The 19,029-nt window shown below is 47.4% G+C and carries 16 protein-coding genes; 9 read left to right on the top strand and 7 right to left on the bottom strand.

Annotated features, from left to right (window positions below):
- Positions 1–159: 159 nt before the first annotated feature.
- Entirely contained in the window at positions 160–1,248 is a 1,089-nt protein-coding gene (locus BLQ13_RS08185) for a M24 family metallopeptidase (protein WP_090917998.1), read from the bottom strand.
- A 485-nt stretch (positions 1,249–1,733) separates the two neighbouring features.
- On the opposite strand from BLQ13_RS08185, the gene BLQ13_RS08180 reads away from it, so the two are divergent.
- Positions 1,734–2,942 (top strand): PQQ-dependent sugar dehydrogenase, encoded by a 1,209-nt coding sequence (locus tag BLQ13_RS08180; protein ID WP_090917996.1) that lies wholly within the window; start codon positions 1,734–1,736, stop codon positions 2,940–2,942.
- A gap of 800 nt (positions 2,943–3,742) precedes the next feature.
- Here BLQ13_RS08180 and BLQ13_RS08175 read toward each other — a convergent pair.
- Positions 3,743–4,477 (bottom strand): MBL fold metallo-hydrolase, encoded by a 735-nt coding sequence (locus tag BLQ13_RS08175; protein ID WP_090917994.1) that lies wholly within the window; start codon positions 4,475–4,477, stop codon positions 3,743–3,745.
- Between the two features lie 140 nt (positions 4,478–4,617).
- Complete coding sequence (locus BLQ13_RS08170) at positions 4,618–5,172, bottom strand: hypothetical protein (protein WP_090917992.1); 555 nt, start codon at positions 5,170–5,172, stop codon at positions 4,618–4,620.
- A gap of 168 nt (positions 5,173–5,340) precedes the next feature.
- Here BLQ13_RS08170 and BLQ13_RS08165 point away from each other — a divergent pair, with 168 nt between their 5' ends.
- On the top strand, positions 5,341–6,204 hold the full coding sequence (locus BLQ13_RS08165; protein WP_090917990.1) for an SDR family oxidoreductase: 864 nt from the start codon (positions 5,341–5,343) through the stop codon (positions 6,202–6,204).
- Positions 6,205–6,208: 4 nt separating this feature from the next.
- On the opposite strand, the gene thrS is transcribed toward BLQ13_RS08165, so the two are convergent.
- The 3 genes from thrS to BLQ13_RS08150 all read right to left on the bottom strand — a co-directional run bounded on the left by thrS (position 6,209) and on the right by BLQ13_RS08150 (position 11,312).
- Positions 6,209–8,233 carry a threonine--tRNA ligase gene (gene thrS / locus BLQ13_RS08160; protein ID WP_090917988.1) on the bottom strand — a complete coding sequence of 675 codons (2,025 nt, stop codon included), beginning with the start codon at positions 8,231–8,233 and terminating at the stop codon, positions 6,209–6,211.
- A gap of 551 nt (positions 8,234–8,784) precedes the next feature.
- Positions 8,785–10,548, bottom strand: coding sequence for a sensor histidine kinase (locus BLQ13_RS08155; RefSeq protein ID WP_090917986.1), 1,764 nt, complete (start codon positions 10,546–10,548; stop codon positions 8,785–8,787).
- Positions 10,545–11,312 carry a response regulator transcription factor gene (locus BLQ13_RS08150; RefSeq protein ID WP_090917984.1) on the bottom strand — a complete coding sequence of 256 codons (768 nt, stop codon included), beginning with the start codon at positions 11,310–11,312 and terminating at the stop codon, positions 10,545–10,547. Before BLQ13_RS08150 ends, BLQ13_RS08155 begins: the two co-directional genes overlap by 4 nt.
- 222 nt (positions 11,313–11,534) lie before the next feature.
- Here BLQ13_RS08150 and BLQ13_RS08145 point away from each other — a divergent pair, with 222 nt between their 5' ends.
- Positions 11,535–12,587: a M23 family metallopeptidase gene (locus BLQ13_RS08145; RefSeq protein WP_167375679.1), complete on the top strand. Its 1,053-nt coding sequence runs from the start codon at positions 11,535–11,537 to the stop codon at positions 12,585–12,587.
- Positions 12,588–12,982: 395 nt separating this feature from the next.
- The gene (locus tag BLQ13_RS08140) at positions 12,983–13,519 is read left to right on the top strand and encodes a GNAT family N-acetyltransferase (protein WP_090917980.1); all 537 of its coding nucleotides are present in this window, start codon (positions 12,983–12,985) and stop codon (positions 13,517–13,519) included.
- A 75-nt stretch (positions 13,520–13,594) separates the two neighbouring features.
- On the opposite strand, the gene BLQ13_RS08135 is transcribed toward BLQ13_RS08140, so the two are convergent.
- Positions 13,595–14,089 carry a DinB family protein gene (locus tag BLQ13_RS08135; protein WP_167375678.1) on the bottom strand — a complete coding sequence of 165 codons (495 nt, stop codon included), beginning with the start codon at positions 14,087–14,089 and terminating at the stop codon, positions 13,595–13,597.
- A gap of 291 nt (positions 14,090–14,380) precedes the next feature.
- On the opposite strand from BLQ13_RS08135, the gene BLQ13_RS08130 reads away from it, so the two are divergent.
- From BLQ13_RS08130 to BLQ13_RS08110, 5 genes are all read left to right on the top strand, one after another.
- Positions 14,381–14,800, top strand: a complete 420-nt coding sequence (locus BLQ13_RS08130; protein ID WP_090917976.1) for a hypothetical protein — start codon at positions 14,381–14,383, stop codon at positions 14,798–14,800.
- Entirely contained in the window at positions 14,797–16,086 is a 1,290-nt protein-coding gene (locus tag BLQ13_RS08125) for an ammonium transporter (protein WP_090917973.1), read from the top strand. Before BLQ13_RS08130 ends, BLQ13_RS08125 begins: the two co-directional genes overlap by 4 nt.
- 146 nt (positions 16,087–16,232) lie before the next feature.
- A complete protein-coding gene (locus BLQ13_RS08120) occupies positions 16,233–17,183 on the top strand; it encodes a DUF1963 domain-containing protein (RefSeq protein WP_090917971.1) in 951 nt (316 codons plus the stop codon).
- Between the two features lie 224 nt (positions 17,184–17,407).
- A complete protein-coding gene (locus tag BLQ13_RS08115) occupies positions 17,408–17,875 on the top strand; it encodes a DinB family protein (protein ID WP_244159254.1) in 468 nt (155 codons plus the stop codon).
- Positions 17,876–18,015: 140 nt separating this feature from the next.
- A complete protein-coding gene (locus BLQ13_RS08110) occupies positions 18,016–18,975 on the top strand; it encodes an aminoglycoside phosphotransferase family protein (RefSeq protein ID WP_090917967.1) in 960 nt (319 codons plus the stop codon).
- Positions 18,976–19,029 lie beyond the last annotated feature (54 nt).

Below are 19,029 nucleotides of genomic sequence, written 5' to 3'. Positions count from 1 at the left end.
CTCTGATCGATTCAGATCTCGATGGATGTGAACTCTAATAGACGCTGATCCCCATCGCAAGAATCAAAATCCCGCAAGCCATGTTGTCATGGGTTGCGGGATTTTTTGTGCTAATTGAAGTTGCAGTTGTCTCATGTTTTGCGACTGCATACTTGCAACTTAGTCTGTCAGGATTTGCAGTTCTTTGGGATACGTAGTAAGCACCTCTACACCTGTCTCGGTGACAAGAACATCGTCCTCAATACGCACACCGCCTGCTGCGGTGTAAATACCCGGTTCAATGGTAAACACGGTTCCTGCCTGAAGCAGATCCATGTTCTCTCCATGCAGGGAAGGATACTCATGCACATCAATGCCGAGTCCATGTCCGACACGGTGCATGAAACGCTCGCCGTATCCTGCATCAATCGTCACCTGACGAGCAGCGCGGTCAACGGATGCGCAGGTAATGCCTGATTTAACAACCTGTATCGCGGCTTCGTTGGCGGCAAGTACGGTATTATAGATGGTGCGAAGTTCTGGTGAAATGTCTCCGAAGGCAAAGGTACGCGTAATGTCCGACGCATATCCACCAGCGTACACACCCATGTCAAACATAAGCAAATCCCCGTGCTGTAGTTTGCGATCCCCAGGCGTACCATGCGGCAAGCCGGTTTTGGGTCCAGTCAGCACCATGGTATCAAAGGAGGGGCCGTCGGCTCCGAGTTTTTTCATCTGGTATTCCATCTCAGCGACCAGCTCGATCTCCGTAACACCTGCACGCACATGGGTAAGACCTTGACGCAGTGTTTCTTCAATTAAATAGATGGCATGGCGAATACGAGCGACTTCTTCCGGTGTTTTGTTCACACGCAGTGCGCGCAGCAACGAACCAACATCTTCAAAGCTTGCACCGCCTAGAGCGGAGTTCAGTTGCTCATAACGAGAGACGGTGACGTATTCTTTTTCCAAACCTACCCGGCCCAGCCGTCCTTGATATCGGTCAAACAGCGCGTAGGGATTATCCGTGTCCGAATGTGTAGCAATGTTGGATACAGTAGAAGCTGCCGCAGCGGCATCCGCGTCCAGTGCAGGCACAATCAGTAACGGATCTTCACCGCGTGCCAGCATCAGGCCCATAAAACGTTCATGCGGATTGCTCGCATATCCCGTCAGATAATAAATATGTTTTGGATCTGTGATGAGCATGGCATCGAGTTCTTGCTTGGACAGATCGGCTTCCAGTCTGGATAAAGGAGTTTGATTCATAGTAGATATATCCACCTTTCATATGTACGCTCTTTTAAATACACCGTGTTTTCTTAACACTATAGCGTCTGTTTCTTCTATTATAGAAGATGTTGAATAAATTCTAAACTGGCGGCGACTTTTGAGCCAAGGAATGCCTGTTTTTACCGTTTAGGGGAAGAGTGGCAAGGGTAATACAGGGCGAAACCGCTTTATCGGTGGGACGTTGGCTGAAGGAAAAGACGCATATATACTAGACATATAGAGACTTGTAACACACATACACGAAACAGGCACACATAACGAGACGCGGCACAGACACAACATAGGCCTGCAATATATTCAGAAGACAGAGAGACACAGACAAGTCGGCAGGCAGACACATGAAATAAAGACTCACACATAAGACGCGTCACGACTTCAGGCAACATACGAAAATAAGGGAGAGAAGCTGATCCACTTTTTATACTCAATTCAATGAAGCTGAAAGGGGAGTTTAATTCGTCATGAACAATCGATTAACTGTACCGCTGTATGCCTCATTGCTTAGTATGGCTCTGTTAACCGCTTCTTGTGCTCCAGGCACCCCGACGTCAGATTCGCAACCATTGTCCCTAGGAGAGGGTACTGGTCAAGGACAGACGGCAACCGAAGGCAATACTGAAACAGTTACTGGAGAGCGGGATGAGCAAGGGAATACAGTCGTTCCCTATCAGGCTTCCGTTCTGGTCGAGGGATTGAACGCACCTTGGGAGATGGTGACCGTTACAGATGGACGAATGTTTGTGACCGAGCGCCCGGGCGTGATCCGAGTTATTACGAATGGAAAACTGGAGTCTGAGCCGCTGATTGAATTCGAAGCACCTTTTAACGAAGAAGGCGAAGGTGGACTGCTTGGGCTGGAGGCAGATCCGGACTTTGAGAGTAATGGTTATCTGTATGTGTATCACTCGTACTTGGAGGGAGAGGATATTGCCAATCGCGTGCTACGCCTGAAGGTGACGGATGGAAAAGCGGCCATCGATAAGGAGTTATTGACGGGCATTCCAGGTGGGGTGAATCACAACGGCGGAAGAATCAAGATCGGCCCGGATCAGCTGCTGTATATCACTACAGGCGAGCGTTATGAACCGGAACTGGCACAGCACCGGGATAGCCTTGGTGGAAAAATACTGCGCATCGGTCTCGATGGGTCGATCCCGTCAGATAACCCTTGGCCGAATTCCCCTGTATACAGTATGGGGCATCGTAACGCTCAAGGGCTGGCATGGAATCCGGATAACGGATATCTCTATGCGACCGAACACGGTCAGCGCAATCATGACGAGATTAACCGGATTGTTGCCGGGGAGAACTATGGCTGGCCCGAAGTAGAGGGCGACGACGATGATAACGGAACTTATCAGGCTCCGCTGGCGCATAGCGGGAATGATACCTGGGCGCCTTCGGGTGTAGCCTTCATTGCGGAAGGCCCGTGGGCGGGTTCATTAGTGGCTGCGAATCTGCGAGGGGAGCAGCTACTGCGGGTTGTATTGTCCGAAGACGGTACGAAGGTCGAGCAGGTGGTCCCTTTTTTCGAAGATGAATGGGGCCGTATACGTAATGTCACCGCCGGTGAAGACGGTAAGCTATATGTGCTGACGAACAATCGCGATGGCCGAGGCACACCGCGTGAAGGTGATGATAAGTTGATCGTGCTTACACCCGAAGGGTAGCAGTTATTTAGCTGGATTGGTTGGAATTCGGTGATCTGTAGATCGGGAAATGAGAGTGCAGGTAAAGTGGATTACAGAGTAAATGAGGGAACGTGCCAAATTGGGAGTTAGGAGTAAGGAGTAAGGAGTAAGCAGTAATGGAGTAAAGGGTAAGGAGTTAGGCGCCACAGGGGGGACGGAAAAGGCTAGGGTTTTGCAGACTGCAGAACGCCGGGTGTATGGGTACTGGCTCCGACTTTTATTCTAACGATCACAGGCGAGCTTATTTCGCGATTTTTGAGGGTTTGAGAATTTTAACGATCCCCACAGACGCTATTTTGCTGAAAATGCGCATAATGGGGCGAAATCGTTACGAATTGGAGTAAATAAGCTCTCTGGTGATCGTTAGAAAATAAAACGTGGCGAATCAGGCCTACTAAGGCTTCTGGTGATCGTTAGAATTTTGGCCGACTGCGGGGCATTGAATAGGCAGAAGGTAAATACTCATCTAAAGGTAGATAGAGGGTTTCGAACACTCGATATAGCTCTCCTGTGTTAGTTTACAAACGCATCCATCGCGATAAAATTCAAAAAAGCTGTCCCCGCCAGTATACAGACGAAGGACAGCTTTTGAATTACAGGGAATCTAGTTATGGCATTTAGATATGAGAGAACGCACAAACCAACTTAAAAAGTCAGTGTACCAATGTACACTGTGAGAAGGTTTTACGTTACTCAAATGCTACACAGTGTGCCGTACCCACAAATTATAATGCTTAAACGTTAACACTGTACGGCGGTGACGAAATGTAGCATGACACCTAAGCTTCCGAATTCTCAGCCAGTTCGGCGATGCGCTTTGCAGGCTCTTTTGTATATTCTCCGCCATGGTAGCAGAGAACTTTATCTACGTTCAGGCTCGTCAGCTTCTTCAGACTGCGCAGTGCTTCAGGCATGTCCGGCGTTGCTGGCGGCGCTGGGCCGACCAGTTCATCGTCGACGACTCGCAGTTCATCGGCAGCAAGCAGGAACTGTTGCTCGCTAAAATAAAAACACAGGTGGCCTGGCGTATGTCCCGGTGTATGAATGACCTGTGTTCCGCCTTGGAGTGGAAGGATGTCCCCGTCCGCAAGTGTTCTGCTGATGTTGATCTCAGGCAGTTGCATCAACAATTGATCGGCCAGAGCCAGCACAGGAGCGGGCAACATGGCGCGGCGTTCCGGCGTGAATTTGATCAGGGGTTTTACACCTGTCAAATAAGGAATTTCATCCGCATGAGCCCAAACTTCAAGTCCTGGAATAGCATCCAGCAGAGCACCCAGATTACCAATATGATCGATATCCTGATGTGTTACAATCACACGTTTAATGTCGGAGAGAGGGACGTTCAACTCTTCGAGTGTAGATTGTAATTCGGCAAATTGGCCAATCATGCCCGTGTCAACCAGAGTGTACCCGTCTTCGTCTTGAAGAAGCACAGGATGAATAGGGCTGTTGCCCGAAGGTGTTGGAATGTTGAGTGTTAGCACTGTGATGGATGGTATAGGTTGGCTCATAAAATATCCGGATATGTGTCCGGAACACCTCCTTATATGATTGTGTTTTTAATAAGGGACAGTGAACTCAGCTTGTACCTTGTACATTTTCCCATGATGCATCAAGCAACGAGTAAGTAATTAATCACTTAATCACTTACTTACTCCTTATTCTGAACGTTCGGTTCATAGCTCAGATGTTTCCTATATTTTTTCACCGCATGTAAAATCGTTTCGAACGTTTCTTCCTCGTTGCTGCCGTCCTTCACGATCGCTGCAACCGAGAAGTTCTCGTGAATTAATCTGTTTCTTGTCTGGAATGCCTGATGAAGCGCTGTGCTGCATGGCTCTTTGCCAGTTTTCAAAGCAATATGTTGCTTACCCAGTTCGGACTCCAGCATCTCCATATTGGAGCGTGCCCGGTAAGCAGGAGTTTTCATGAGCTGGGTCGAATTAAACTTTTTCTGATACGTACGTTTGTAAAGCTGTAATAACATCTGTTCCATAATAGAGCATAACTCCACAGTTAACGATGCGTATCTCCGGTTTTTGCGTTTGCGGGTAAGCTCGTTTGACTGTTCTTCGTTCAGCCATTCGTATTCTTCATATATTGAGGAATCGTCATGGTTCAGAATATCGCGATATTCCTGTTCCAGCAGTTTAATCTCAAGCTTGGCGAGTTTCTTGACGTGTTTGAAATCCTCTTGGGTTAGCATACGACTTGTCCTCCCATGGGTACCGAGATGTGAATGGAGCACGATCTATTCATGAATGTTGCTGATCAGGTGATCGCTTCATTATCTCATATTCTGGAACATAATGCCTTAGCGCTTTCATTATAAAATAATTCACGGAACCTCCGGTTCAGAAGGGAAGGACACCTCATGTCCATTCAGACAGCCATCGTTACAGGAGCCAACTCAGGGATGGGACTGGCCACCACTATTGAACTTGCCAAGCAAGGGTACCACGTCATTATGGCCTGCCGCAGCGAAAAGAGAGGACAAGAGGCGCTTGAACAAGCCTTGCGTCAGTCCGGATCGACCAGTATCGAGCTGATGCTGTGTGATCTCGGTTCGCTGGACAGCATCCGTCAGTTTGCACGCCAGTACCGCGAGCGCTATGATCACTTGGACGTACTGGTGAATAATGCGGGCGTGGTGATGGTGAAGCGCAAAGAAACGTCAGATGGCTTCGAGCAGAGCATTGGCATTAATCACCTGGGTCACTTCCTGCTCACGTTGCTTCTCATTGAACCACTGAAAGCGTCTAAACAGGGTCGAATTGTAAATGTGTCTTCTGGGGCGTACAAAGCCGGTAAAATTCATTTTGATGATCCACATTTGCGAAAAGGCTATAATCCGATCAAAAGTTACGCCCAATCCAAGCTGGCTAACGTATTTTTCACACGGGCGCTTGCTCGTAAGCTCGCGGGAACTTCCGTTACGGCGAACTGTTTACATCCAGGTGCGGTAGGAACCAGCATCGGAGTGGATCGCAACACCGGATTTGGCACCCGCATCATGGCACTTGCAGCCAAGTTGCCGTTTTTCTTGACACCAGAGGAAGGGGCCCGGACTGCAATCTACTTGGCAACAAGTCCAGATGTCACCGGGGTGACTGGGCGATACTTTTATCAGCAGAAAGAGCAGCGCTTGAAAGAGCATGCTTTGGATGATGCGGCTGCCGAGCAGTTATGGACGTGGAGCGAAGAACAGGTTGGTTTGCAACCTGACGAGAGGTTATAACCTCTTATACCTGTCCGAGCACAATTTTATTCATCACCGCGTGCTGAATCATCTGGACAAAAGCATCGATGTGTTGCATGCCTTGATCTCCCTGACCGTATGCCCGGACAGAGGCGGATGAGGCATTTTTCTCTTGTTCACCAAGTACGAGCGAATAAGGGACTTTTTCCATTTGGGCTTCCCGAATCTTATAGCCTAGCTTCTCGCTGCGTAGATCAGTTTCCACACGGATACCCGCTGCCCGTAGCTTACTTTGCACCTCAAGTGCATAGTCGGTATAATGATCCGATACGGGAATCAGCTTAACCTGCACAGGAGCCAGCCAGAGTGGAAACGCACCTGCATAGTGCTCAGTCAAAATGCCGATAAAACGGTCAATCGAGCCATAGATTGCTCTATGAATCACGACTGGGCGGTGTCTCAGACCACCTTCACCGATATAAGTAAGATCGAATTTCTCCGGCATCTGAAAATCAAGCTGGATCGTTCCGCACTGCCAGCTTCGCTTCAGCGCATCAAGTATGTGAAAGTCGATCTTCGGCCCGTAAAAGGCGCCGTCGCCTTCGTTAATGCGATATTCCACACCGCGGACGTCTAACACATTGCGTAACGCCTGTTCCGCCTGATCCCACAATTCTTCCGAGCCCATGGAATCTTCGGGGCGTGTGGAGAGCTCGATTTTATAATCAAATCCAAAAATGTCGTACATCCGTCCAATCAGGGAGATGGCCCGATTAATCTCGTCTTCAATCTGTTCAGGCATCACATAGAGATGGGCATCGTCCTGACAGAACGTCCGCACCCGCATCATACCATTCAGGGCTCCTGAGAATTCATGACGGTGAACCTGACCGAATTCCATCATGCGAATCGGTAATTCGCGATAGGAATGCAGTGTGTTTTTGAAAATCAGCATATGTCCTGGGCAATTCATTGGTTTTAAGGCAAATGTAGCGTCATCCACGTCCGCAAAGTACATGTTATCCTTGTAGTGCTCCCAGTGGCCCGACTGTTCCCACAGGCGGTTGTTCATCATGAGCGGAGTGCGAACCTCCTGATATCCTTCCTGAAGCTGCAACTCCCGTGAAAATTGCTCCAGCTCTGTACGAACAGTCATGCCTTTGGGTAGATAAAAGGGCATGCCAGGCGCCTCCTCAGAGAACATAAATAGCTCCAGCTCTTTGCCAAGCTTGCGGTGATCCCTCTTTTTCGCCTCTTCCAGCATGTGAAGGTGTTCCTGCAACTGGGCCTTGTTCGGAAAAGCAGTGCCATAGATACGCTGCATCATTTTGTTGTCGGAATTTCCACGCCAGTAGGCACCAGCGACATTCAGCAGTTTAAACGCTTTGATTCGGCCAGTGGATGGGAGATGTGGCCCGCGGCACAAGTCGAAAAACTCACCCTGCTCATAAATCGAAAGTTCAGCGTCTTCTGGCAGATCACGAATAAGTTCCAGCTTGTAAGGGTCATGGATGGCTTCGAATCGCTCCAAGGCTTGCACCCGACTAACCACTTTGCGGCGGATGGGCCAATTTTCCTGAATAATCTTGTTCATTTCCCGCTCGATGGCATCTAGGTCACTGATGGAGAGGGACTGCTCCAGATCGACATCATAGTAAAATCCATCTTCAATGACCGGACCGATACCCAGCTTCACGTGGTCTGCGCCATATAACCGTTTCAATGCCTGTGCCAGCACATGTGCTGTGCTGTGACGATATCGGTGCAGACCTTCCTCGCTATCCAGTGTAACAATGATGAGTTCGCAGTCCTGCTCCAGTTTTTCGCTCAGATCGACATTCTGGCCATTCACGAACCCACCGATCGCCTGTTTACCAAGACTTGTGCTAATCGAAGAGGCAACTTCGCCTACAGTGATGCCTGCTTTGTAACTACGTACAGCACCGCCTTGCAAATGGACTTCAATCTTTTCAATCGACGATTTGGCTGCCAACGACTCAGACACTTCTGCGTGCTGATCACCCAAGGAGAAATGCTCGCTTGCATACTCATGTTTTTCTTGACTCATGTGAACCACTCTCCCATATTTTTTGTGTTGGAAGCGCAAAAAACACCCGTCCCGGAGAAGGGACGAGTGCGCTTGGCTCGTGGTTCCACCCTAATTTGGTTATGTTGCATTCTGCTCTCGGCCAGCCGCCGCAAACAGAACCATCATAACCCTCATTGGAATCCGTTAACGGGGATCAGGCGGTGAACTCTACTGACCGTACGAGCAACTATCTTGCGAAATCATCGATTGGAATAATCTATTGAGATGATCTGGACATGAACTGTACATCGTCGGAGGTTCGAGACCACGGCTACAGAGGGGTAACTTGGATTCGTTCGCTGAAGAAGGTTTCACCAATCCCTTCTCTCTCTGGGCAGCACGCAATGCAAATCATGTCTCTGGTCATCGCTAAATATGAAGGATGCAATGAGCTGAATAACACAGGGATATTTCAGATCTGTTGATCCTGTAGTGTGTAGAATTTAATGTAACCATTGGAACAGGTGTTACTTGAGAACCGATTATATAGACTGAAAATGGAAAGGTCAAGTGGAATATTTAAATGCAGGCTAGCCCATTTCTTTTGCATTTTGCATCCAGATCAACCGAATCGTTGTTCCTTCGCCAGGTGTGGATGACACTTCAATTCGGCCTTTCATTGCCTCGATTAAACCTCTGGTGACAGCCATGCCGAGTCCTGATCCAACATCACTTGTTCCCGTATCTGTACCACGGTAATATCGTTCAAATAGCTTCCACACGGTCTCGGGGCTCATGCCTCGTCCATTATCGGCAAACTCGATTGTAAATTCACCGTCACGTTCACCGGTCTCAACACGAACAACGAGGACAGACTCGGGTGGGTTGTGCAGCAGAGCATTAGCGGTGAGATTATCTACAATCCGTTCAAAAGAAGGAACGTGTACTAGCCCATAGACTGGCGCGTCTGCAGATTGAAAAACAATACGTCCTTCTCCGTACGCAGGGTTGCGCTCGGCTCGCTGCACGAGATCATGAAGTAGCGTATTTACGTCAGTTCGTTCAACCTCGGGTTGATACCCTCCACTCCGTAGCCGATAGGTCATCGCAAGGTCATTCACAAGTCTGTCCATATACATGGATTTGTCGATCATGATGCCTGCGAATTCTCGAACTTCTTCAGCCGTCCAGGTGTATTTGTCCGTTTCCAGCATATGCGCGTATCCCTGAATGGAGGAAAGAGGTGTCTTGAGATCATGCGTGATCCCAGCGATCCATTCCTCTCGAAGGGAATCGGTTTGTTTCCGTAGTTCCTCATCCTGCTTGAGTGTATGGGACAAAGCTTGCATGGAGTGGAGTACGTCGCCATACACTTGGTATTTACGTTTCCATTTTCCATTGCGGCGTTGGCTCCGCGGAATACCTGCTGCCCCGGTTGGTTCCTCATACTGTCCTTTCTCCAGACGTTGCAACCACTGAAGCATGTGCAGCATCGGAGCACCGAATCGATTAGCGTACCATAAAGCGAGTAAAATCAGCAGCGCAACGATGGACAAGATCAAGACGATCAGCGCCGGTTCAAGAATAAAAGCGTATGGATTCTGTTTCTCAACGACAGTTGAATCAATCCGTACACTTACCATCCAGGTCGTTTCGTTTTGGTTATCGTACCATGTGGCGACCGATATGCCTGAACGATTCGGGTAACGAACCTGGAGAACGAGATCCTGAATACTGTATTGGCTCGGCACGCCTACGGCCGGTTTGTTGTAAGAGTCGATTTCCTTTCCATAGGGATTAAGGATCTGAATGTAGCCATCTGCTTTGCGAATCGTTTCTTGCTCCGCTGGTTTCACAGTCAGTTTGCCGCCCTCATACGACAGCTTTGGACGGATTTCATCAAGTAAAGATTTGGCCGCATTTCGCTCTCCGTATAATAACGTAAAATTTTTCCCCTCCTTTTCCCGGATCAGCATGGATAGCTGGTAGGGAAATGGTTTATTAGCTTCCCAGTAGGCGATCAATTCGCCAGGCTTGTAGTGATTAGGCACATCGGAAGGAACATGATAATCGTCAATAACAAAACCTTTTTCATCGAGCACCTGCAGCCAGCCCTGATTTTTATCGACTTGTTTCAATAGTTCGGGATCATAGCGTATGGTATTGTCCGGCATGATCTCCGCTGAATTAATGAGCTGATCCAGTCCGTTAACTGCAAAGTCATCTACAATATTTACTTCATTCACTTTTTGCAAAACCCAAATGGTAGCCAGTGATCCTAGCAAAATAATCAGAATGACCGTGCCAGTGAGCATACCGATGAAGCGAGTTAATAACTTACGGCGAATACTCATGTCCGTGACAGGTTGCTAGGCTGGATCAGTTTGTACCCCAAACCGCGCACATTAACAAGAAAAGCCGGATTGGAAGGATCTTTTTCAATGCGTTCCCGAATGCGGTGGATATGCACCATAACGGTGTTATCGTCGCTAATGGCTTCTGAACCCCACACCCGCTCATACAGTTCAGACTTGGTGAAGATTCGGTTCGGATGTTTGCAGAAGAAGAGAAGCAACTGGAACACCAGTGCTGGGCAGGTTACAGCCTGTCCTTCAACACGAAGCTCCCCAGCCAGTTCAAATACTTGAAATCGTCCAAAATCATAAATGCCTTGCGTTAGGTCAGGAGATGACGTATTTACGTGTGATGGGATGCTTTGTTGTTGCTGCAAAACGACTGTCTTGGAAGGCAAATAGCGATTAAGCAACGATTTAATTCTTGCAACGACTTCCAGCGGGTTAAACGGTTTGACGACATAATCATCACCGCCAACGGCAAATCCGGTCAGTTTGTCATAGTCCGTTGTTTTGGCGGTTAGAAACAGGATAGGGGCATCTGTGACCTGCCTTAGAAAAGGGCAGATTTCCAAGCCGCTTTTCCCTGGAAGCATAATATCAAGCACGATACAATGATACGTTTTGTTGTTGCATGCTTCGAGCGCTGCTTCACCTGTCGTGACCGTATCAATATCGAGAAACTTTTCTTTGAGCAGTACGGTTTTGAGCATATGTAAAATCGCTTGTTCATCATCAACAAGCAGTAGTGAGACATGATCCATGATGTAATGCTAACCTCCTCTTAACTCTCTTTCTTGGTATATTGCCCATCATAACATTCTTGAGACCAATTGGAAGATAGGTTGCCTTAACAGAAGCTTAATTATAAAGCTTAGGTAGGGCGATAAATTTAACTAGATGTAAGTGAAGGTTAGGCAAACCATAAGACTCGTGATGTAGATTTGAGATAAGTAAGAAAAGATAAACAGAAAGGGTGTTGAATGATGAATAGGAAATGGAAACTACTCCTTCTAACTGTGACAGCATGTGCTGTACTCTCTGCTTGTACAAGTAACAAAATTACCTCCGATGAAGCTGAGCAGGCTGAGAAGCAAGCTACAGAGCAGGTGAAGGATCAAAAGGATAACGGTGACACTTCAAGCAAAGAACAAAATGATGGTTCGACAGCTCAACAGGTAACACCGGATAATCTCATGGATACATTGACGAAGGGCTCCAAAGATGCCATTTATAATCAGTTTACTCCTGACATGAAGCAAGCTGTTTCCTTGGAAGATTTCAAGGCGTCTGCTGACAGCTTTTTGAAAGGAGTGAAGTCGTGGAAGCAGGTGGTAGATTCTGAGATGAATGGTTTGACGGAACATGCGTGGACAGACGATTCAGGGACCAAGGGGATCCTCGCCTATTTTACAGAAGATCATCAGATTGCCGGATTAAGCATTACTCCACTGGAACCACATCCCGATACAGATAACAAGCCGACCAAGACTGGGTTTCAGTTCCCGATGAAAGGAGAGATGTATGTCTTCTGGGGAGGTCATAGTGTTATGGAGAATTATCATTACGAGCATGAAACACAGCGCTATGCACTCGATATTGTTCAGACGAAAGACGGGGCGAGTTATCAGGGCGATGCCAAGGATAATGCCAACTATTATGCGTTTGGTCAGCCGCTCTATGCTGCTGCGGATGGTACGGTAGTGGAGATCAAGAACGATATTGAGGATAATGTACCCGGCGTGATGAATCCGGAAGAACCGGCGGGTAATTATGTGGTTATTGATCATGGCAATAAAGAATACAGTATTACGGGGCATATCAAAAAAGGCAGTGTAGCGGTGAAAAAAGGGGATAAAGTCAAACAGGGGGATCGCATCGGGGATCTGGGTAATTCGGGCAACTCCAGTGAAGCTCACTTGCACTTCCAGGTATCCGATGGTCCAGACCTGTTCACGTCACGTTCCCTCAATATTCGCTGGGCCGATCAGAGCCAGGAGTTGACAAGGGGGAATACCGTTCAGGGACTGCCGGAGTAAGCGGTCAGATGGCACTATTGTTGGCTAACGCTTGTTGTGTAGGTATGGATATTCTACATGCTGTACGCCAGCTTCCTTTTTCCATTATAATAGCGTCTATAATTAATTATAGCCTTGAACTTGGTTGTGAATGAGATTAGAGCTGGATAAGGTGAAAATTTTATTTACACTTTAACGGAGAGGACAGAAAAAACCTGAAAAAGTGAAGCTAAAAGCTTTCTGTAAGAAAGCTACATCGGAAGCATAAGCTTAGCGCCTTTATCACCGGATTTTTCCCTTTGGAAAAGGGAATCAAAAAAATCTGGGGATAACAGCGATTGAAAGGTTATTCTGTCATCGGAGTGGACTGTGTAAATTCTTAGTTCAACTTATAGAGGTCAATGGAGGAATAGGGAATGGCACTGGAAAAGGTACAGATCGAATATGCATGTCTCGAAGACTTGCCGAGAATTGTGGAGATTTATAATTCAACCATCGAGAGCCGCATGGTAACGGCGGATTTGGAGCCGGTGACGGTAGAGCAGCGTTTGCCATGGTTTAATGAGCATACACCGGATCGTCGTCCTCTATGGGTAATGAAACGGGATGGGCAGGTTGTCGCATGGGCCAGTTTGAGTTCGTTTTATGGGCGACCAGCATACAATGGGACGGTAGAAGTCAGTGTATACGTCGATCAGCAGTGCCGTGGAATTGGGGCCGGTGGAATGCTGCTGAATACAGTATTCGAGGCTTGTCCTGAACTGGGAGTAACGACGATTCTAGGATTTGTATTCGGGCATAACGAGCCGAGTCTGGGGTTATTGCGCAAGCATGGCTTCGAACAGTGGGGATTCTATCCTGAAGTGGCGGTGCTGGATGGCGTGGATCGGGACCTTGTGATTCTGGGCAAAAAAGTTGGAGCAGATCACCGCCTGAAAGAGGCGCAGATTTAATTAAAGAAAAACCTCCGTACCCACTATAAGTGGAATGCGGAGGTTTTTTGCTTATTTTCAAACCACGAACCCATTTTACAGTCCCAGTTGCTGCTTGATCTCTCGAATCTGTACCAGATGACGTTCCTCGTGGTAGCTTGTAAAATCGATCCATTGTGCCAGATCCAATTCACCGAACGCCGGGTGAGGGAACGACTTACTACGTAACAGGGCAACATCATGCTCGCGTGCAAACTGTTCCAGTGCTTGATGGGACTCAGCAAGATCCCTACGAATATCCGCAAGTCTCTCAGGCTCAGTTGGTGGTTGCACATGAGGAGGGGCTTCGACAGATCTGCTGCGGTCCAGAGACATTTCATAAGGCTTTTTCTCAATGGACACATTCTGTTCTTTTTCCACTGCAAGACGAGCTTGCTTGGTGATGACATTTTCCATCAGATTCAAGTGCCGTAACACTTGCATAATGCTCCACTGTTTCGGGGAAGGTTTCCGGTTCAATTGATCTTCATCTAACCCGGAGATAGCCTCCCAGATTTGGTTACGTATTTCGTCATTACGTTCAAACATCATAAACATCCTCTCTTTAGGTTTATTACAATAACATTACTATTTCTATATGTCCAACCGAACATATAAGACCTTGTTTAACAAGCATAAAACACAAAATGAGCAAATGCGAACTTTACCTATATTACCCCTTGTTAGGTGAACTTGAGGAAAAAATAAAAAACATACCCTTAAATTGGGTATGCTGAATTTTATACAACGGCTTCCATAAAACGAAAAAAAGATTGACGGGCACACCCCGGCAAACTATAATCGGTAACAAGTAACTTGATATGTAAGGAGTCCTGACATGATATGTTAGTAATCGACGAGGTGTATCACCATACAGCATTGCAAATATCATCGTCCGATCTATTGTACCTTATCGAACGGTTGAAGGTCAAAAAAGAAAATGAGATCGAAACGCTCAAACAGAAGATTGAACAGTTCGAACAAAAACGACGAGCCGAGGAAGTGGCTTATCAGTCGCTGTCTCCTGTTCGCAAATGGTTTGCGGGACGTCCGGCTTCTCATCATCAAGCGGTGGAATACATGGTGCAGGTGAAGGAACGATTCCGCAAGATGGAGCAGATTCGCAGGCGCATCCGTGATCTTGATCAGATTATGGAACGTATTCAGAGCGCTAATCATAATCGGCAGGAAGAGATTGAGCTTTCGCCTGAAATTATCCGCGAGATCAGACAGCTTAGTGAAACGGAGGATGTGCAGGCATGACTTTGGAAACGTTAAGCTCCGGGATCGACACGGTCTGGGTTGTTCTCAGCGCAGCGATGATTTTGTTGATGGAGGGCGGATTTGCCCTGCTGGAGGCTGGGTTTGTACGTTATAAAAATAGTGTGAATATTATCATGAAAGTATTTGCTGATATTACGATTGGCACATTATTGTTTTACGCGATTGGTTTTGGCCTGATGTATGGTTCAGATGCTGGAGGGTTTATAGGAGTGACAGGTTTTTTCCTGAATGGTGATCTCTCTCATCTGAACGTTCCGGTATCCCTGGAGACGTTTTGGCTATTCCAAGCCGCATTCACGATTGCGGTCATTTCAATCGTATCCGGTGCCGTAGCTGAACGGATCAATTTCCGTGCATACCTACTATATATCATCCTGATGACGGCGATTATTTATCCGATTGGCGGACACTGGGCCTGGGGTGGCGGCTGGCTCAGTCAGCTGGGTATGCAAGATTTCGCCGGTTCAGCGGTGATTCACGCACTGGGCGGTTTCTCTGCATTGGCGGCAGCTATTATTATCGGGCCACGTAAAGGGAAATACACACCACTTGGTGTAAGTGCGATTGCATTGCCAAGCAATCTGCCACTGGCATCGGTAGGTGCTTTCCTGTTATGGTTTGGCTGGTTTGGGTTTAATGCGGGAAGTACATTGAGTGCGACAGATGTCAGAATCGGTCACATCGCCATCGTTACGATGCTATCCGCAGCTGCGGGTGGTGCGGCTACGTTGCTCTATACCTTGTTCCGCTTTAATCGTTCCGATGCACCGTCCGTGATTAACGGTTCACTTGCTGGACTGGTAGGCATCACAGCAGGCTGTGCATTTGTAGGTGATCTGGCAGCAATATTCATCGGCGCAGTTTCCGGTCTGTTGATGATGGCTGCTACGAACTGGCTGGATCGCATGCGCATTGATGATCCGGTAGGGGCTTTCCCGGTTCATGCCGTTTCGGGAATGTGGGGGACGGTTGCTGTAGGTCTGTTTGCCACGGACGGAGGTTTGTTCATGGGCGGCGGCTGGAAGTTGCTTGGTGTTCAGGTGCTGGGTCTGACTGCACTGGTCGTCTGGGGATTCGCAATGACCTGGTTCGGACTGAAGCTCATTGGCAAAGTGGTTCCTGTCCGTTCGACCGAGGAAGAGGAAGACCTTGGTCTGGACATCAGTTATCATGGGGTGATGGCTGCGCACCAGTCGCATGAATTTCTGGATGGTGAGGAGCATATGATTGCTTATCAGCAGAAGTCCTCTGATTCAAATCGATAACAAAAGTATATGAAAAGATAGGGGCTGACGAAGGTCAGCCTCTTTTTTACACAGAAAGCAGGGAAAAAAGACAAGGCGGAAGAATATACAGGTGTGAACGTGAATAAGTCTCAGCATAGGTGTAACGTCAAAAAGGGAGGATCTATATGATTAAGCCGGAACAATGTGAACGTCTGACTAGAAAAGCACGTAAAACCCTCGAAGAAGAATACGGTCTCGGTGCTGTTGCCGATCTGGTGCTGGATGCTGGGCGCTGGGGTATTCGCCTGGATGTGTCCACAACGGATGAATATCGCAGAACAGGAAATTCGCGTGTTGGCGGACATCCTGATCTGCCGGATGATCTGGACTGGCCGCTTACGAAGGACGGGGTGCCAATGACTTTTCTGGCCCAGCTGAATATGGTGGATTTGTCTCCGTATACACCGAATGACGGGCGCGGAACGTTGCCGGAGCGGGGCATGTTGTACTTTTTTATTGGCAGTGTGGATGCAGCTTATCCGATTGAACATCGAGTGATCTATGAACCATCTACATATAATCTTGTAAAACGCGAACCGGACGGGGCCACTGCTCTGGGGGGAGAACCTACGATAGCGCATTCGGTTACCGTCTTGCCTAACCTTGAGCTTCCTACATATGCGTACATAGATGCTGCGGCGTTGGATGAACAGGGGAAAGCCTCAGAGGCAGTTTCCAATCCAGAGGGAGCTCCCGGAGGCCGTTGGCTAGACCGTTATCTGGAATTCGAATCAGACTGGAATCACCCAAGCCCGCTTAATTGGGGCGGCATGTTTGGTTACCCCGATGGGCAGCATCCCGATGCAGAACACCGGGCGTTGAGTTATATTGAGCTGGGTGAGGCACACACCGGCAGTGAGCAGGAATGTGTGAAGAAGCTGACCGCGCATTACGATGGGGATGAGGAGCGCACGTGGGAGGAATTATCCGACACACTGCTGCTGTTAAAAATAGATACGAATGATGCAATCGGTTTTCAGTGGCTGGATTGCGGTGAATTACAGTTCTTCATTCGAGGTGCTGACCTGGAGGCTGAGCAATTTGATCATACATGTTGTTCGATTTATTCCAGTTAAGTTTTAGTTCATTTTTATTACCCAGGCCAACTGCCATTCCATAAATTAGGTGAATATTTATTCAATAGCTGTAACAAAATGTCCTGAATCCCCGTTTATAAGAGGAGGAGGGGCTTTTTTTTGTGCGCATATGTTAATCAGAGGCGCCAGCGTGTTTAAATAGTTAAAGGAAGTACATAGGTTGAAATGAGATCATATGTTCTATATAATGGGATGAAAAGGAAGTGATAATATTGATTCAGTCTGCATTCAAACATATTGATACGGCGGTTGCATCATTAGTTGATATTTGCGATCAGTTAAGTGAAGAAGATTTGGACCTGACTCCGATTGAGGGCAAGCGTTCTATAAGGGAGTTACTTTCGCATCTAGCGTTAGTCTGTCGCGCAGATCTGTACATATCCGAAGGTGCATCAGAAGAGGAAATGACTCGATTTTACCAAGAGAACCGCGTGTGTTCTGTGAATCAGATCAAGGATTCTCTCATAGAGAACCGAAACTTCCTCTACCAGCGTTACATGCAGTTTACGACGGAAGAATTGCTTCATGTAACAACATCCTATTGGGGTGCTTCCTATAGCCGTCTGGAATGGTTACTTGAAATGATGGGGCATATGTACCATCACAGGGGACAACTCTATACGATGTTAACCTTGACGGGAAGAGAACCCAAGACGGCGATGTTTGCCTAAACGAATACATATCATCAATACATATTGGGTAAAGGTATGAAGAGCATTAACCGGGATACAAGGGACAGTACATAAATTTATGCAGGTATTCTTTGATATAAGCCGACTTGTGACTTACATCTAATAATGGAGGGGTTAAGTTGGTAGAATTTATGGATAACCAGAATTCATCTTCGAGTGAGAGCGGCATGCTGGAGATTGTGACAAGGATTCCTGAACTTCGAAATGCTCTACAGGTTGAACGTATATCCCGAGGATATTCCCTGGATCATAAGTTCAAAGTCGTTGTTCCTGATCAAAGAAATATGTTGCTGCGAATCTTTCCTTGTTGTGATATGGATGACAAGCGACAAGAGACTCATGTTTTGGCAGCTTTGAGAGAGATGGGGGTTCTATGCTCTACACCGCTTGGCGTTGGAAGGTTGGATGAGAACAATGGATATATGATTTTGAGTTATCTTGAGGGTGAAGATGCTTCCGAGGTATTGCCTTCGATGAGTGAGCAGCAGCAGTATTCCATCGGCCTGAAAGCAGGTGCAGAGTTAGAGCGCATTCATCATTTAGCTGTAGAGAAGCAGGCCGAGTCCTGGTACATACGGAAAAGTAAGAAGCATCGGCGGTACGTGGATCGATACAACGCGTGCCCTGTTGTGATGGAAAGTGATCAGCATATTCTGAATTTTATTGAAGAACATTTGGAATGGATGAAAGACCGTCCCGATGGTTTTCAGCATGATGATTTTCATCCAGCTAATCTGATAGTAAACAAGGGTGAACTGGCTGGAGTCATTGATTTTAACCGGGCAGATCAGGGCGACCCTGTGCATGAGTTTTTGAAGCTGGGGTTATTTGCTACAGAGATCAGCATTCCATACTCGATTGGGCAGATACATGGATATTTTGATGGGCATGAACCGGATGAGGGTTTCTGGAAGATGTACTCTCTGTATATGGCCATGGCGCTGATATCTTCCGTGGTTTGGATTCAGAACGTGAAGCCAGAGGAGACCGAGCAGATGATGATGAAGATTGAACGTGTGCGGAATGATCATGATGATTTCCGTAGTATGATTCCAAGGTGGTATACTGTGAACAGATAGATTGCATTAGTAGTTGGGTTAACCGATGTAGCATTTGTGAAGCAGAAAGGAAAA

The organism is Paenibacillus polysaccharolyticus (genome assembly GCF_900102085.1).
Classification (GTDB): domain Bacteria; phylum Bacillota; class Bacilli; order Paenibacillales; family Paenibacillaceae; genus Paenibacillus; species Paenibacillus polysaccharolyticus.
Note: the sequence above shows the minus strand (reverse complement) of the source record. Positions and strands in the feature narration are given on the sequence as shown.